16 protein-coding genes are annotated in these 16,155 nt (G+C 62.4%); 10 read left to right on the top strand and 6 right to left on the bottom strand.

Features of this window, described 5'->3' with window-relative positions:
* Positions 1 to 2 precede the first annotated feature (2 nt).
* The 3 genes from kstD to M0639_RS03895 all read left to right on the top strand — a co-directional run bounded on the left by kstD (position 3) and on the right by M0639_RS03895 (position 4,407).
* On the top strand, positions 3 to 1,727 hold the full coding sequence (gene kstD, locus M0639_RS03905; protein WP_007734077.1) for a 3-oxosteroid 1-dehydrogenase: 1,725 nt from the start codon (positions 3 to 5) through the stop codon (positions 1,725 to 1,727).
* Positions 1,717 to 2,574, top strand: coding sequence for a MaoC/PaaZ C-terminal domain-containing protein (locus M0639_RS03900; RefSeq protein WP_064075140.1), 858 nt, complete (start codon positions 1,717 to 1,719; stop codon positions 2,572 to 2,574). The genes kstD and M0639_RS03900 overlap by 11 nt, the downstream gene beginning before the upstream one ends.
* A 69-nt stretch (positions 2,575 to 2,643) precedes the next feature.
* Complete coding sequence (locus M0639_RS03895) at positions 2,644 to 4,407, top strand: cholesterol oxidase substrate-binding domain-containing protein (RefSeq protein WP_007734073.1); 1,764 nt, start codon at positions 2,644 to 2,646, stop codon at positions 4,405 to 4,407.
* Positions 4,408 to 4,543: 136 nt separating this feature from the next.
* On the opposite strand, the gene M0639_RS03890 is transcribed toward M0639_RS03895, so the two are convergent.
* Positions 4,544 to 4,780, bottom strand: coding sequence for a hypothetical protein (locus tag M0639_RS03890; RefSeq protein WP_007734072.1), 237 nt, complete (start codon positions 4,778 to 4,780; stop codon positions 4,544 to 4,546).
* A gap of 484 nt (positions 4,781 to 5,264) precedes the next feature.
* On the opposite strand from M0639_RS03890, the gene M0639_RS03885 reads away from it, so the two are divergent.
* The 4 genes from M0639_RS03885 (at position 5,265) to M0639_RS03870 (ending at position 8,802) form a co-directional block, all read left to right on the top strand.
* A complete protein-coding gene (locus M0639_RS03885) occupies positions 5,265 to 5,552 on the top strand; it encodes a MerR family transcriptional regulator (protein WP_003945791.1) in 288 nt (95 codons plus the stop codon).
* Positions 5,553 to 5,685: 133 nt separating this feature from the next.
* The gene (locus M0639_RS03880) at positions 5,686 to 6,873 is read left to right on the top strand and encodes a serine hydrolase domain-containing protein (protein WP_050794088.1); all 1,188 of its coding nucleotides are present in this window, start codon (positions 5,686 to 5,688) and stop codon (positions 6,871 to 6,873) included.
* 188 nt (positions 6,874 to 7,061) lie between these two features.
* The gene (locus M0639_RS03875; RefSeq protein WP_003945630.1) at positions 7,062 to 7,871 is read left to right on the top strand and encodes a PE-PPE domain-containing protein; all 810 of its coding nucleotides are present in this window, start codon (positions 7,062 to 7,064) and stop codon (positions 7,869 to 7,871) included.
* Between the two features lie 82 nt (positions 7,872 to 7,953).
* A complete protein-coding gene (locus M0639_RS03870) occupies positions 7,954 to 8,802 on the top strand; it encodes a sterol desaturase family protein (RefSeq protein ID WP_020906136.1) in 849 nt (282 codons plus the stop codon).
* 18 nt (positions 8,803 to 8,820) lie between these two features.
* Here M0639_RS03870 and M0639_RS03865 read toward each other — a convergent pair whose 3' ends face one another.
* Together M0639_RS03865 and M0639_RS03860 are read right to left on the bottom strand one after the other, a co-directional pair.
* Positions 8,821 to 10,128, bottom strand: a complete 1,308-nt coding sequence (locus M0639_RS03865; RefSeq protein WP_054188044.1) for an FtsX-like permease family protein — start codon at positions 10,126 to 10,128, stop codon at positions 8,821 to 8,823.
* Positions 10,125 to 10,817, bottom strand: coding sequence for an ABC transporter ATP-binding protein (locus M0639_RS03860; RefSeq protein WP_020906134.1), 693 nt, complete (start codon positions 10,815 to 10,817; stop codon positions 10,125 to 10,127). Before M0639_RS03860 ends, M0639_RS03865 begins: the two co-directional genes overlap by 4 nt.
* 128 nt (positions 10,818 to 10,945) lie before the next feature.
* On the opposite strand from M0639_RS03860, the gene M0639_RS03855 reads away from it, so the two are divergent.
* Positions 10,946 to 11,695, top strand: a complete 750-nt coding sequence (locus M0639_RS03855) for a helix-turn-helix transcriptional regulator (protein ID WP_063315161.1) — start codon at positions 10,946 to 10,948, stop codon at positions 11,693 to 11,695.
* A 9-nt stretch (positions 11,696 to 11,704) separates the two neighbouring features.
* On the opposite strand, the gene zapE is transcribed toward M0639_RS03855, so the two are convergent.
* Complete coding sequence (zapE, locus tag M0639_RS03850) at positions 11,705 to 12,652, bottom strand: cell division protein ZapE (protein WP_063315040.1); 948 nt, start codon at positions 12,650 to 12,652, stop codon at positions 11,705 to 11,707.
* Positions 12,653 to 12,779: 127 nt separating this feature from the next.
* Here zapE and M0639_RS03845 point away from each other — a divergent pair, with 127 nt between their 5' ends.
* Complete coding sequence (locus tag M0639_RS03845) at positions 12,780 to 13,346, top strand: TetR/AcrR family transcriptional regulator (RefSeq protein ID WP_063315041.1); 567 nt, start codon at positions 12,780 to 12,782, stop codon at positions 13,344 to 13,346.
* A gap of 10 nt (positions 13,347 to 13,356) precedes the next feature.
* On the opposite strand, the gene M0639_RS03840 is transcribed toward M0639_RS03845, so the two are convergent.
* Positions 13,357 to 14,517, bottom strand: a complete 1,161-nt coding sequence (locus tag M0639_RS03840) for a lipase family protein (RefSeq protein ID WP_063315042.1) — start codon at positions 14,515 to 14,517, stop codon at positions 13,357 to 13,359.
* A gap of 209 nt (positions 14,518 to 14,726) precedes the next feature.
* Here M0639_RS03840 and M0639_RS03835 point away from each other — a divergent pair, with 209 nt between their 5' ends.
* Positions 14,727 to 15,521 carry a putative protein N(5)-glutamine methyltransferase gene (locus M0639_RS03835; protein ID WP_063315043.1) on the top strand — a complete coding sequence of 265 codons (795 nt, stop codon included), beginning with the start codon at positions 14,727 to 14,729 and terminating at the stop codon, positions 15,519 to 15,521.
* Here the strand turns inward: M0639_RS03835 and M0639_RS03830 are convergent.
* Entirely contained in the window at positions 15,512 to 16,141 is a 630-nt protein-coding gene (locus M0639_RS03830) for a TetR/AcrR family transcriptional regulator (RefSeq protein WP_063315044.1), read from the bottom strand. The genes M0639_RS03835 and M0639_RS03830 overlap by 10 nt on opposite strands.
* Positions 16,142 to 16,155: the final 14 nt, after the last annotated feature.

Here is a 16,155-nt window from a genome sequence, read left to right as displayed (position 1 = left end):
ACATGAGCAAGCAGGAATACGACATCGTCGTCGTCGGCAGTGGTGCCGCAGGTATGACAGCGGCCTTGACCGCAGCCCACCAGGGCTTGAGTGTGGTCATCGTGGAGAAAGCCGCCCACTACGGCGGATCGACCGCCCGTTCCGGTGGTGGGGTCTGGATCCCCAACAACGAGGCACTTCAAGCGGACGGTGTCACCGATACACCGGAGGCCGCACGTTCCTACCTGCACAGCATCATCGGCGACGTTGTCGCTCCCGAACGCATCGACACCTATCTCGAGCGCGGTCCCGAGATGCTCTCGTTCGTGTTGAAGAACAGCCCGCTCGAGCTGCAGTGGGTTCCCGGCTACTCCGACTACTACCCGGAAGCACCCGGCGGACGCCTCGGTGGCCGCAGTGTCGAGCCCACCCCGTTCGACGGCAACAAGTTGGGCGCCGACCGCAAGAACCTCGAGCCCGACTACGTCAAGGCCCCCAAGAACTTCGTCATCACCCAGGCCGACTACAAGTGGCTCAACCTGCTGATGCGCAATCCTCGCGGACCCCTGCGCGCCATGAAGGTCGGCATGCGATTCCTCGCAGCGAAGGCCACCAAGAAGGATCTGCTGGTTCGCGGCCAGGCACTGGTCGCCGGTATTCGACTCGGACTTCAGTCCGCCGGAGTACCCATCCTGCTGAACACCCCGCTGACCTCCCTGTACACCGAAGACGGCGCAGTTCGCGGCGTCAACGTCATCGTCGACGGCGAGGAGCAGGTCATCCGCGCTCGCCACGGAGTCGTGTTGGGATCCGGCGGATTCGAGCACAACAAGGAAATGCGTGAGAAGTACCAGCGCGCACCTATCGGCACCGAATGGACCGTCGGCGCGAAGGCAAACACCGGCGACGGTATCCGCGCAGGCCAAGAAGTGGGCGCTGCAGTCGATTTCATGGACGACGCCTGGTGGGGCCCGTCCATTCCGCTGACCGGCGGACCGTGGTTCGCTCTCTCCGAGCGCACCCTCCCGGGCTGCATGATGGTCAACATGTCGGGCAAGCGCTTCGGCAACGAGGCGGCTCCGTACGTCGAGGCGACCCATGCGATGTACGGCGGTGAGTACGGTCAGGGCGAGGGCCCCGGCGAGAACATCCCGACGTGGATGATTCTCGATCAGCGCTACCGCAACCGTTACACGTTTGCCGGTATCACTCCCCGCTCCCCCTTCCCCGGCCGCTGGCTCAAGGCCGGCATCGTGGTCAAGGCGGGAACCATCGCCGAATTGGCCGAGAAGACAGGGCTTCCCGTCGCATCGCTGACCGAAACCGTCGACCGGTTCAACGGCTTCGCACGCAACGGCAAGGACGAGGACTTCGGACGCGGTGACAGTGGTTACGACGCGTACTACGGCGATCCCCGACTGAAGAACCCCAGCCTCGCCGAAATCAGCAAGGCTCCGTTCTACGCCATCAAGATGGTTCCGGGTGACCTCGGCACCAAGGGCGGAATCTGCACCGACGTCAACGGCCGAGCATTACGCGAAGACGGAAGCGTCATCGACGGCCTCTACGCGGCTGGCAACGCGAGCGCTCCGGTCATGGGCCACACCTACGCCGGACCAGGCGCGACCATCGGTCCCGCAATGACTTTCGGCTACCTGGCCGTACTCGACATCGTCGAGCGTGCGAAGAAGGCCGAGACAACCGAAGCACCTGCAGCTGAAAAGACGGCGGTCGACCATGCCAATTGATCCGAAGATCGCACTCGGCGCCGAGCTTGCGCCACAAGAGTTCTCGTGGACCCCGTCGGACGTGCAGCACTACCACTTGGCACTGGGGGCAGGCGCTCGTCCGCTTGATCCGAACGAGCTTCGGTACCTCGACGACGAAAAGCCTCAGGTACTACCCACCTTTGCCACCGTCGCCGCCAACTTCCACGCCACCGAAGCACCGAAGGTGTCGTTCCCCGGCGTCGAAATCGATCTGGCGAAGGTGGTGCACGGAAGCCAGGAAGTGACTGTCCATCAGCCGATCCCGGCAAGTGGAAGTGGCCGCACCACAACTCGAATCGCCGAGATCTGGGACAAGGGCAAGGCCGCGGTGATCGTGCAGGAATCCGTCACGGTTGACGCCGAGGGCAACCCGCTGTGGACAGCTCGCTCGTCCATTTTCGCCCGCGGCGAGGGTGGTTTCGAGGGTGAACGTGGTCCGTCGGAGTCGATTACGCTTCCGGATCGCGAAGCAGATGAGACAGTGGTGACGCCTGTGCTTCCACAGCAGGCTTTGCTGTACCGGATGTGTGGTGATCGGAATCCGTTGCACTCGGATCCGCAATTCGCCTCCGCGGCAGGCTTTCCAGCGCCTATCCTGCATGGACTGTGTACTTACGGAATGGTCTGCAAGACCGCAGTGGATACCATGCTCGACGGCGACAGCAGTCGGGTAGCCGGATTTCGGGCCCGCTTTGCCGGGGTCGTATTTCCCGGCGAGAACTTGAGTATCCAGATCTGGAAAGACAATGGGCGACTCCTGATCTCAGCTTCCGTACTGGAGCGCGAAGCTCCTGCCCTGGCTGACGTAGTTCTCACTCTTGTCTGATACCAACCTGTCTGATACCCACCTGTTAGAACTCACCGTAGTTCTCGAACCCGATGGAGTAGCCCGAAGATGACGGCACAAGACGAAAAGTTCCGACTGTCCCGACGAGGTTTCATGGCCGCTGGAGCCGGCGCCGTGGCAGCGACCGCATTCGCCGGCTGGACGCCGGCCTATGCCGTCCCCGCCGGCTCCTCCGGCTCCGCGGGTGGTCCTGTCTCCACCCTCACGCCGCCGCCTGCCTTCCCCGAAGGCATCGCGCTGTACCAGCAGGCATATCAGAACTGGTCCAAAGAGATCATGCTCGACGCGATCTGGACCTGTTCGCCCAAGACGCCCGAAGACGTAGTCCGCCTCGCGAACTGGGGCCATGCCAACGGCTACACCATTCGTCCCCGCGGTGCCATGCACGGCTGGACGCCGCTGACCATCGTCAACGGTGCGCCGGTCGACAAGGTCATCCTCGCCGACACCACGGTCCACCTCACCGGCGTCTCCGTCAACGCCGGTGGCAGCCCAGCCACCGTCACCGCAGGACCCGGCGCGACCCTCGACGCCATCACCACCGCACTGCAGGCACAGGGCCTCGGGTTCGCGAACCTGCCGGCGCCGGGTGTGTTGACCATTGCCGGCTGCCTCGCCGTCGACGCTCACGGCGCAGCTCTTCCCGCCGAAGGCGAAGCACACGTTCCCGGACAGACTTTCGGCTCACTCTCCAACCTCGTCACGTCCCTGACCGCAGTGGTCTGGAACGGCAGCGAGTACGCACTGAAGACGTATGCACGTAGCGACGCGGCGATCAAGCCGCTGCTGACTCACCTCGGACGCACCTTCCTCACCTCCGTCACCTTGCAGGCCGCCCCCAACTACCGCATGCGCTGCGTCAGCCACACCGACATCGGTTGGCAGGAACTCTTCGGCGCCCGCGGAGCGTCCGGACGCACCTTCGAGAAGTTCGTCCGCGAAAACGGTCGCGCAGAAGCAATCTGGTACCCCTTCACCGAACGCCCGTGGATGAAGGTGTGGTCACTTGCACCCACCAAGCCGCCGTTCTCGCGTGAGGTGACCGGACCGTACAACTACATCTTCTCCGACAACCTCCCGGAGCCGGTCACCGACATGATCGGCCAGATCAACTCCGGAAACCCGGGCATCGCACCGGCATTCGGGCAGATCATGTACGCCACCACCGTTGCCGGACTCGCCGCGACGTTCTCCAACGACCTGTGGGGATGGTCCAAGGACGTCCAGTTCTACATCCGGGCCACCACCCTGCGCCTGACCGAGGGCGGCGGAGCCGTCATCACCTCGCGCGCCAACATCGGCCAGGTCATCCACGACTTCACCCAGTGGTTCAACGGCCGCATGGAGTACTACCGCTCTATCGGACAGTTCCCCCTCAACGGCCCCGTCGAAATCCGTTGCTGCGGCCTCGATCAACCGTCGGATGTCGAGGTCGACTCGGCAGGCGCCCCCACCATCTCGGCCATGCGCCCGCGCCCCGACCATCCGGAATGGGACACCGCCATCTGGCTCAACGTCCTCGGCGTCCCCGGAACCCCCGGCATGTTCGCGTTCTACCGCGAAATGGAACAGTGGATGCGTAATCACTACAACAACAACGACGCCACCTTCCGCCCCGAGTGGTCCAAGGGCTGGGCGTTCGGCCCCGACAAGCCGTACACCGACACCCCGATCATCACCCAGGGCCTCCCCCAGACCTACCGCGACGGCGTCCCATCGAGCGACAACTGGGACACCGCCAACGCCGCATTCAACGCGTTGGATCCGCACAAGGTCTTCAGCAACACCTTCCTGGACCAGTTGCTGCCTTGAGGTTCAAGTACTGAGCGCACACTCTGACAACTCGACGGTCGTCGCCACTCCCTTTACTTTCGGGAGTGCGGCGGCCGTCGTGCGTTGCAGTGAGCGGGATGAAGGAGTCCCCCCGCATCCCGACGAGGCAGCTGCCTCAATCGCGATCAGGATGGATCGCCTCGTGCATACTTTCCACTGCCCTGGCGTGAGTTGAGAGCTCGGACCGAGCCGACCGAATCGTGGCGCTGTCGCTGCGTGCCCCCGGCTCGGACGACGACGAGTCCTCTCCGGGGTTCGGCGCGCCACCAGCTGGATGCTCGGAGGAGCCGGTGCGCTCTTCCCTCTCCGCGCGGGCGCGCAACAACGACTCGGACTTCGGGGTATTTCGCATCGGAGCATTGTCCCAGATCCATCTCCTATGACTCACATTGAGCGCTCTCACCCCCGGCGACCAGGCCGTTCCTGAATATCAACACCTAGTATGTTCGCAACAAAATATCTACAGCGGTCAGGGTAGACATTCTCGCGAGGCTGTTGTATCTTTTTTCTCGTAGCAAGGAACGAGTCAAGAGATGCGGGAGAGATGAACTACCCGCAAGCAGTACCGCAGGGCAGGGACGTGCCGGGGCCGAATTCGTGTGTGAGTGTGTAGTCGGACCCGGCACCCCCCTTCAAAGCGGCTACCGGATGTCTTGTGCGAGTCCGGAAGTTCGAAAGAATGCAGTTATGTAAGTAAGTTCAACCCCATCCGGCCCCCGGCGCTCCTCGCGCCGGGGGCCCCGTCCGTTCAGCGAAAGAAGCGAGCCATTCCGGCAGATACACCACCGGGGGACCCCTCCGGCAGATTCGACGACGAGAACTATCCTGCGTACAGCATGGGACATGCGGCCGAGATCCTCGGTGTCAGGCAAGCTTTCCTTCGTAGCCTCGATGCCGCGAAACTGCTTACCCCACAACGCTCTGAGGGCGGACATCGCCGCTACTCCCGCTACCAGCTGCGCATCGCAGCCCGCGCGCACGAACTCGTAGCCAACGGCACGGCGCTCGACGCGGCTTGCCGCATCATCATCCTCGAAGACCAACTCACCGAAGCCCGTCGCATCAACGCCGAGCTTCAGCAAGCGCAGGACCTGCGAGAGGAACCGGACGCGGCACCCGAATGAGGACTGCACTGGAACAGCAGTTGCGCCTATACGGTCGATCTGACCCCTCCTCCTTCCAACTGCGGTAAATTCGGCCAATTGGGACATTGCTCGGCGTCGGTTGCTCGATTTCCACATCGAAGGGATCGCAGGCATGACTTCCTCCCACCACCGCGCTCGGGTGCGGCTGTCTGCTCTGTCGATCGCCTTGACCGTTGCCATTGCAACCGCTGCGTGCAGTTCCGACGATGACTCCGCAACAAACACGGGCAGCGCCTCTCCCAGCACCTCGAGCAGTCGGGAATCCACCGAGATCACGGACATCGTCCGCCGCCAAGTGGCCGACTTGGGCCTCAGTGCCGCTGTGTTCGGGGTGTGGCGAGGCGACGACGAAGTTGCTCTCGGCGCCGTCGGAGAGTCCCCTGTCGGAGTTCCGGCGACAACCGACATGCAGTTGCGCGTCGGCCAACCGATGGAACCGATGCTCTCGACAGTCCTGCTGCAACTCGACGAAGAGGGAACGCTTCCCCTCGATCAACCGATCGCGAAGTGGGAACCGAACTTTCCACGCGCAGACACCATCACTCCGCGAATGCTGGCCAACAGCACGTCGGGCATCTCCGACTACGTGACCGATCCACAGTTCCTCAAACTCTTCACGGACAACCCGATGAAGGGCTGGACTTCTCGAGAGATCCTGGATCTTGCCAACTCCCGCCCGCCGTTGTTCGAACCCGGCACCAGTTGGGCGTACGCGCACAGCGACCTGACGCTGCTCGGCGACGTCATGGAGAAGGCGACCGGAAAACCGCTGGGCGAACTACTTCAGCAGCGCGTCTTCGATCCACTCGGGATGGATCACAGCAGCGTTGTACTCACGTCGCAGATGGACGAACCGATCCTGCACGGTTACACCAATGAACGTGGAGTATTCGAAGACTCCACTTTCTGGAATCCGACGGCGTTCCTGCACAGCGGAAACATGAACGCGCCTGTCGCCGACGTCGGAAAGTGGGTGCGCGCGCTGGGAACGGGAGAGTTACTCTCCGACAAGGCTTTCGAGCAGCAGATGGCGCCGACGACTGCGGGCTTGGGAAGTATGACGGCGGACAAGTTCTTTTCCTTCGGGACCGGGCACCTCGACGGCTGGCTGGTGATGAACCCGTCGTACGGCGGTTACAACGGTCTCGCGCTCTACTATCCCGACTCGAAGACGACGATCGTCGTCTACGCCACACTCGGGCCGACAACCAACGCGGACCTCAACAACGCCGTGTCGATGGGGAAGGAGATCGGAACCCTCCTCGAGCCGGATCACCCGCCGCAGGTACCGACGCCGTGACGCCCCACACACGCTGGTAGTAAACAGCGCCGGTCGGCAACTTCCTGTTTACGCACGGATTACCTCCAGGACTTATCGCCCCATCACCATTCTCTTCAGTACCGAACGAAACGCGTCGGACCGCGGGTTGTCTCGCCAGTGAACGAGAACGTAGATAGATGGGGACAGGCCCGATGAGGAAATACGCGATGTCAGTGGCATGCACGGTTGCAGTCACAGCGGGGGTGACTCTTGTGATGTCGGTACCTGCCGGAGCGGACCCGAATGACGGTGGGTCGTGCCCGGCCGGTGCGGTATTCGCGGTCGGCGGAACGTGGGATCCGACGGGACAAACGACGCAACCCGTCACCGACCGCTACGTCGCCCAGGGTTACGCCTCCAAGCCGGTGACCTACCCCGCCAGCTTCTGGCCGCTCGGCGAACAGACGTACGACCAGAGCGTTGCCGCCGGCGCCCAGACGCTTCGCACCGAAGTCAACGCTTTCCACGCTCAGTGCCCGGGCAGCGAGATCGTCGTCACCGGATACTCACAGGGAGCACGGATTGCCGGCGACGTTCTCGGGGACATCGCACGTGACGGATCCATTCCCCAATCGCAAGTCGAAGGCGTCCTCTACGCCGACCCTCGCAACTCGGCCGGGGGCATCGAAACCGTAGTGCCCAATGTCGTTCCGGGAGCGACGATGTCCGGAGCACGCGGCGGATTCGGAGACATCGCAGTGCAGGAAGTCTGCATCGAGGGTGACGGCATCTGCAACATGCCCAAGCCGCGTGATGCGCCCGAGGTGTTCGTGGATTCGGTCTTCGGCTACTTCACGAAGCACAACACCTACACGCCGATGATGTCCGAGCCCGCTCCGCCTGCTCCCCCGGCGCTGCCGCAGACACCGTCGGTGCCACTGCAACCGGCTGACGTCGCCACTGCGATCGTGACACGGGTCGTCGAGAACATCACTCCGTATCTGAGCGCTGCACTCGCCACCGTGCTGACGAAGTAACGCGACACCGCTTGTTCGGCTGACTGAAAGTCGACCGATTCGTACAAGTCGAGGACCACCCGCGCCGTGCACCATCGAATACATGCTCACCTTCATCGTCAGATACGGGTACGTCCCGTTCATGCTCTTGGGAATCAACGGAGCCGCAATCGCGCTGGCGGCATCCGGCGCGCCGAAATGGTCACTGGTGGCATTGATTCTCTTCGCAGTGGCCTGCTCTTTCGCGGCCGAACGGGCGCTTCCCTACGAATCTTCGTGGAATGCCCCGGGACCGGACAGGTTTCGCGACGCTGTCCATGCGTTTGTCAACGAATCCCTCATCTTGGTCAGCGTCGCGGTAATCCCGTTGATGGCCGCGGTGATTCCGTTCGACGGGCTGTGGCCGAGCGGTCTTCCGTTTGTCCTTCAGGTCGTCTTCGCAGTGTTGGTTGCCGATTTCGGCATCACCGTGGTGCATTTGATCAGCCACAAGGTTGGATGGTTGTGGCGTTTCCACGCGGTTCATCACAGCCTCGAACGGTTCTACGGTATGAACGGACTGATGAAGCACCCCGTGCATCAGACTTTCGAAACCGCCGGTGGCGTCCTGCCACTGATCCTCCTCGGGATGCCCGTTCCAGTTGCCTCGGCGCTCGCGGTTTGTGTCGCTGTCCAACTCCTGCTTCAGCATTCGAATGCCGACTACCGCATCGGCCCCCTGCGCCCGATACTCGCCCTCAACGCCGGCCACCGATTCCATCACCTGAAGTGGGCGGGAATCGGTGACGTCAATTTCGGTTTGTTCACTCTGATCTGGGATCACCTGTTCCGCACTTATTCTTTCGATCCGGAAAAGCGCTTCAGCAGTGACGATCTCGGAATGGCGGCCAAGCCCGACTACCCGGACGACTACCTCGGCCAGTTGGCCGAACCGTTCCGGAGACAGAACTGACGGACGAGGGGCGGAGATTCAGCCCGCGAGTACCCGTCGCATGACGGGCTTGGCTGCAAACGCACTGGCCAACACCAACGCGATCCCCACAGCCAGGGTGACGCCCAACTGAACCAGCGCCATCGGAGTGGTCAATACGGCTGCCCCTGCCAGTGGGAAGAGGAACAGCAGTGCAGCGCCGGCACCGGCCAGTGCCATCACCACCACGGGAGTGCGAACGTGCCGCATGCGGGCGCTGTCCATCACCTCGACAGGTGTACCGGCCAGAGTCAGACTCCGATACAGCTCACGGTTGTCGAGGATCCCGGATACCTGGGTGAGCGCAGACGAGATTGCCGCCAACGTGAATGTTGCTCCGAGAGTGAACAACACGCCGGTTCTCATGTCCGCGAACAGGAACTCCTGCCCTGGCTGCAAATCCTGCCCTTCCCCGTTGCCTATCGCGGCGAGGAGAGATGTGCCTGCGGCAACAAAGCTGGCCATCGTCACACCGCTGACCGTGCGCCACACAGCCTTCGGATTGTCCAAGACCCGACGCGCCGCAATCAGCGAAGCACCGTCTTTGGCGCATTTGAGCATGATCCGTCCAAGCAGCGAAATGACGAACGGACCGACCAACGCAACAACGCCGAAGCAGAGACCAAGGCCCACCAGGATTGCCGCGATGCTTGCCGCGGAGCCCCCGAATGCACTCCATCCCACAAGAACCCCCACCCCAGCCACCGCGAAGATCATCTTCGGTGCGGCGCTGGGATTGCCCGCCGTGACGCCCAACGGGCTCACGAACACCTGGCGCATCCCGAGCATCGACGTCAAAGCAGCCAGGATGGTCATTCCGAATACGATGCCCACCAGCGGAAGTGCGCCTACCCAAAGCTCACTCCACTCGAATGTCCGACCTTGAAATCTCAAGAGAGCTACGAGCGGCAACGCGAGGAGGTATCCCACCACACCGATCAACGCACCGGCCAAGCCCTGGATACCCGATTCCGCAGCGCACAGCGCAACGATCTGGCGAGGGGTGGATCCGATGAGTCGCAGCGAGGCAAGTCGTTCGTCGCGACGGCGCGCGCCCAAGCGGGCCGCCGCCAGGCCGAGAGTGACGGCTGGAACGATCATCAACACCGAAGCAACCCCTGCGAGTGCTAGGTACGCCTCGGCTTCGGGTTCGCTCGATCTGCCCGCAAATGCACCGTAGCCGCCGAGCACCGTCAGCAACAACGTCGTCGAGGCGGCAAAGGCCGTTACGGGAAGCGCGAAGGTACTCAAGGCCTTTCGGCCTTCACCTCGCACCGTCATCAATGCAACGCGCGCTGTGGCCTTCATGCCGCCACCTGTGTCCCGACGAGCGAACCGGCCTGCATCATCATCGTGCGATCACACCACCGAGCGACTTCGGCATCGTGAGTGACGACGACCAACGCAGAACCGATCTGTTGAGCCGAATCACGCAACACCCTCATCACTTCCCAACTCGTCTGCGCGTCGAGGGCACCGGTCGGCTCGTCTGCGAAGAGAACGGCGGGTTTGGTCACCAACGCTCGCGCAATCGCCACACGTTGCGACTGCCCACCCGACATCTGACCCGGGCGACGGTCCTGCAGCCCGTCCAGTCCCAATGGCGCAAAGAAGCCGTGCGCCGTCCGCTTGGCTTCGGCGATGGACAACCCGTTGAGCACCAAGGGCAAAGCGACGTTCTCGATCGCCGGAAGCTCCGGCAACAGTTGGCCCGATTGAAAAACGAATCCGTACGACTCGCGTCGGAGGCGGCTGCGGTCGTTCTCACCGAGGTTCTCGATATGCCTGCCGCTCAGCAGGATTGCTCCCGAGTCGGGCTTGACGATTCCTGACATGCAATGCAGCAGAGTCGACTTGCCCGACCCTGAAGGACCCATGATGGCCGTAGCAGTACCGGCGCGCACTTCCAGCGATACACCTCGGAGCACTGGAACGTCGCCGTACGACTTGCCCAGCGCGTGGACCGACAGGACTGCGGGTGCTTGTGCGTTGTTCATGATTCCACCTTCTCGTGAACCCCCTCGCCAGCACATCGGCCCAGCGCACGATCTTCGAACCGAGTGCGGTCCTACCGGAGGATGACCGGACCCCGAGCTCTGTCAGGGTCGTCACTATGATTTCCGACATGACCTGGTCCGGCGCCGTCCACATGGAGCCCGGAATTCTCATGTTCACCGGCGCAGTGGGATCCGCGCACATGCATTCGCATGCCGCTGTTCAGATCATGATCGTCGACGACGGGGACGTCACGGTCACGGACGGGGACGGCCACAGTGAAGTCGTGCGGTCCGTGGTCATTCCATCCGGGGCGGTCCACGCGTTATCCGCCTCCGAGGGTGCGCGGGGACGAGCGATCTACGTGGACTCCACCACGGGGATGGGCCGGCGCATCAGGCCGCCTGTATCCGAGCACGGTGGTGTGGCCGACTGGTCGGACCGTGGGCGGACCGCAGTAGCGATGACGGACCGTGGCGCTGATTCGGATCTGGAATACGCAGCGAGGCTGATCGATTCACTGTCCGAAAGTAGACAGCCGTCGAGCGTACGCGCTCTTCACCCTGCACTCGAGCATGCTCTGACGATACTGCCCGAGCGACTTTCGGGGCCGATAACGATGACGGACACCGCCGCGCTGGTCTCCATCTCGCCCGGCCGATTGGGAAGAATCTTCAACGATCAACTGCAGATGAGTTTTTCGACCTACATTCGTTGGTTGCGGCTACGACGCGCCATGGAAGTGATGAGCGGTGGCGCAAGCCTGACAACCAGTGCCCACGAGGCCGGTTTCACCGACAGCGCCCATCTCAACCGGATCTGCCACAGCATGTTCGGACTCACGCCCAGCGCCGCGACCGGCGATCTCACCTGGAATTGACGCTGCTCCTCAACTGATGCTGCCCACCGCCGACCTCGCCAGTAGCGACAGACGACTGTAGAGGCGCGCCAACCCCGGCACGTCCCGGAGGCTGCCTGCCACTTCTTCGACGTAAGCGTCGGCGTAGATCGTCAGCCGCGCATCGACGTCATAGAGAACATCGACGACATTCGCGAAACGGCGAAGGGCAAATTCCGACGCCTCGGCGAGCACCGGCACTCCGAAGATCACCCAGTCGTCGAAGCGGGCGGCGAGCGCGAGATAATCGGCAGCCGCGGTCGAACCAGCGCACAGCACCTCGAAATCGAACCAGACGACACCGTCTCGAATCGCCGAGCACTCCAATGTGCGTGTGCCTATCGTCAATTCGACACTTTCGCCCGAAGGCCGCGTAATTCCCGAGCCGACGAGGAATTCCCCTGTCGCAAAACGGTAGTCCCCGGCACCTGGCTGTCCCGCCGTCCGATAGTCGACGGAGCCACCCAACTCGATCACCTCGAGAGTCCGTTCGATCAACTCGATCGACGGAACGAACTGCTCGTGAAAAAGCGGATTGGGAAGAAGATCGGTCGGCGGAACATTGGACGTGACGACAACAGTCACGCCTTTCGCGACGATTGTGTCGAGAACCCTTGCCATGAACATGGCGTCGGCGACGTCGTCGATGTGGAACTCGTCGAAACAGAGCACGCGGATTCCATCGACGACGTGATCCAGTGCCACGCCCATCGAGCCGAGTTCATGCGCCCGAGAGTGCAGATCTGCAAAGAACCGATGAAAGTGAATGCGCCGCTTGCCGACCGGGAGCCTGTCGTAGAACTCGTCCATGAGCATCGTCTTCCCGCGGCCGACGCTACCCCAGAGATAGATCCCACCCCCGACCTCACCGCCCGAGATCCGGGCCTGCAGTGCGTCGAGGGCTTCGCGTGCCGCCAACTGCTCTTCGTCCAGTAGCATAAGACTCCTCTACGTCTGTAGAGTCGAGGCTAGTGATCGAAGGCAAATCGAGTCAATGTGACCCTCACGACGCACCATCTGCAACATTCAACTCCGGCAGCATGCAACATCGACAACAAGGAACGACATGAAGCCTGATCGCAGAGCCCTCATCGCGGCATCCGCCGTCACGATCATCGCCGAGCAGGGCCCGCGTGCACTCACCCATCGGGCGGTTGATCAGTCCCTGGAACTTCCTGCCGGTTCGACGTCGTACTATTTCCGCACTCGCGAGGCACTACTCGAAGCAACCGCATTGCACATCGTGCACCGGTCACGTTCGATATTCGACGAACTCCGCGAGAGGCCCAGCGATCCTGCTGCCCTGACGGCCGAGTATCTCGATGATCTTCTCTCGCACCGCAGACACGAATTGATCGCGAGATATGCACTGCTCTTGGAAACTCCCCGAGATTCGGCATTGCACCAACTCCTCGAAGACAGCCTGTTTTCACGGGAGAAGGCAAGGCCTGTCTTCGACATCGTTGGCGTTGACGATCCTGACGTCGCCGCCGCAAATTTTCTGAGCCTTCTGGAGGGCTTGATCTTCGACTACTGCCTCGGAGCGCGTAGCCGAGATCCCCGCTCCTCCGAAACCGTTCGGCAACTTCGGATCCCGATCGACATCTATCTGCGCGGAGTTGGTTCCGCCTGAAAGGTGTTGGTCAGCAGAGGCTTCCGGTGCATGGCCGTTGACCAGAGAACAGTGCCGCGACAAACGGGGTACTGTCTGGAACCGAAGCCGGAACGGTTCCCAGATGATCAGTGGGATAGGTATGGAATGCAAAGTCGACACCGTTGGCAGTAAGGTCGGCCGCGAACTTCAGTGTCAGCGGTGCCGGAACATCGATGTCCGACAACCCCTGACCGATGAAGAACGGGCGGTCGTATCCTGCGGTCGGCACAGTGAGCAGGTCACGCGCAGCCTCCATGAATACTGGATTGTCCAGCGACTTCGTCAGCACCTGCCCGAGCGTGACGGTGCCGTACTTCGTGCGCGCCTCGGTGTAGCACATGTTGTTCTCGACGTCGTCGAGGATGGTCTTGCCGAGCGGGGTCAGATACGAGTCGATGTCGATATCCGGCCGCGAAGCACGCAGTCCGTCAAGAACGTTCGCGATGTAGACCGTCGAACCCTTGAGCGGAAGCGCCGGGAAAGCCGGACCACCGAGCGGTAGAAGATTCTCGATGTTCGAGGGGACACCAGTGGCGACAGCGCCGCGGTAGTCCAACTCCGGCGCGTAAGCAGTGGCAAGCGAAGCGGTGAACATAGTCGCCTGCCCGCCCTGCGACTGCCCCATCGCAACCCATGCGCTCGACAGGTCGTCGTCGACCGCACGAGCGGCACGCACCATGTCCACAACGCTGTGTGCAGCGGAACGACCGTCGAGATACGGGTGAACACCGGGTGTTCCGAGCCCCACGTAGTCGGTGGTCACGACCGCGTATCCCTGCTCCAGCCAGTGACCCAGATGCGTCGCGGTCCGTTCGAGTGGAACACTGCTGCTCGGCGCACACTGATCCGCGACACCCACCGTCCCGTGCGCGTAGGAGATGATCGGCCAACCACCCTCGGGCGGAGCTCCCTCTGGGCGATACACCACACCGGTACTCGTCATCGGCGCATCCTTCGGGCCCGTCGACCAGTACGTCACCTTCGTTGCGCTCACGGCACCCGGGATCACCCGGTCGGGACCGAGCAACTCCTGACTCACGACAGCACCCGGAGCATCGTTCGGTTCCGCTCCGGCCGGCGCCGCAACTGTCAACGCCACCAACGCACTCGCACTCAGTCCGACGAGCGTCCTACACAGTCGCTTACTCACGTACTTCTCCTACCGATTGCGGTGACGATGCATATGTGGTGATCGGCCCCACATCAGCTGATCGAGTTCAGACCATAGAACAGCCTTACCATTTGGTCAACCTAAATTCCCGCTCCGCATCGACCGTCGTGACACGCCTGCTCGGGTAGGGTGGCGGTGTTCGATACGTGCAGGTCCCCCGCGAGATCAGGAGGCCGAAAGGCTCTCTCATGTCAGCACCTGATCTCCCGACCTTTCCTGCTTCGCAGCAGAAGTCGGTGGCCGCGATCCTCCGAGCAGCAGGTTGCGTCTTCGCCGAAGACGAGGCTCGCCTACTTCTTCACACCGCACGCTCTCGCGATGAACTCGACGCGATGGTCGACCGACGAGTTGCCGGCGAACCACTCGAGCCCGTCCTCGGATGGGCCGAGTTCTGCGGCTTGCGCATTCACATCGACTCCGGAGTCTTCGTCCCACGCCGGCGCACCGAGTTCCTCGCCCGGCAGGCCTGCTCACTTGTCACCACAGGAAGCGTCGTCGTCGACATGTGTTGCGGCTCAGGAGCTGTCGGTGCTGTCCTGCAGTCGACGCTCGACGCCGTCGATTTGTACGCGGTAGACGTGGAACCGGCCGCAGTGCGGTGCGCTCGCCGAAACATCACACCGCCCGAGCGTGTACTCGAGGGCGATTTATTCGGACCACTGCCGACGAAATTACTCGGTCGCGTGGATGTCGTCGTCGCCAATGCACCTTACGTCCCCACCGAATCGATCAGGCTGATGCCGCCCGAAGCCCGTCTTCACGAACCGCTGGTCTCGTTGGACGGCGGTACCGACGGACTGGACCTGCAGCGTCGCATCATCGCGGACGCCGCGCCGTGGCTACGACCGGGTGGCTGTCTTCTCGTCGAGACGAGTACGGAGCAGGTCGAAATGACTGTTGAAACATTCACTCGGGGAGGGTTTCTCACTCGGGTAGCAACCTACAGCGAGACCGCGTCGACCGTGGTGATCGGTCAGCGTTGAAGGCGATCGGATCCTGGCGTGGACCACTCCCGAGCGCGGGCGGCAAAGCCGTCGACAAAAAGCCCGAACGCGCGATCGACGCGGGCCCGGTCCCCGGTGGCCAGAAGATCCATCGACAGACCCCGCATTTGCGAGAGCAACAGAGTAGCGACAGAGGCAACATCGTCCTCGGGGCAACCCGCTTGTCGTAGACCGGCTTCCAGTGCCTCGATCCAATCGCCCACAAAACGGTCCAGGAACCGTCCGTAGCGGTCGCGGTCGCCGAGCGCGAGGGCGTAGATCTCGACCATCACCCGGAACCGCGGCAGGACCTCCGGCGTCGTACGTTCGGTCCACCACGCAGTCAGCACTGTCGCCGGATCGACCCCCGGTTTCATCGGCACCGCAATCGGAATGGACTCACCACGCATGTTCTCGATGACCTCGGAGAGCAGATTCTCCTTGCTATCGAAATGGTTGAGCAACGACGCATGCGACACACCCACGGCCTTGGCGAGCTGCCTCACCGTCAATTCCCCGACACCGTTGTCGATGACGTAGCGGGTCAGCGCGTCGAGCAACTCCTCACGTCGCCCGGCGTATCTCAGGCTGCGTTTGTCGATGCGATCGGGCTCCGGCACATATCCACCCTACC

Origin of the sequence: Rhodococcus qingshengii JCM 15477 (assembly GCF_023221595.1) — a bacterium.
Lineage (GTDB): Bacteria > Actinomycetota > Actinomycetes > Mycobacteriales > Mycobacteriaceae > Rhodococcus_F > Rhodococcus_F qingshengii.
Note: the sequence above shows the minus strand (reverse complement) of the source record. Positions and strands in the feature narration are given on the sequence as shown.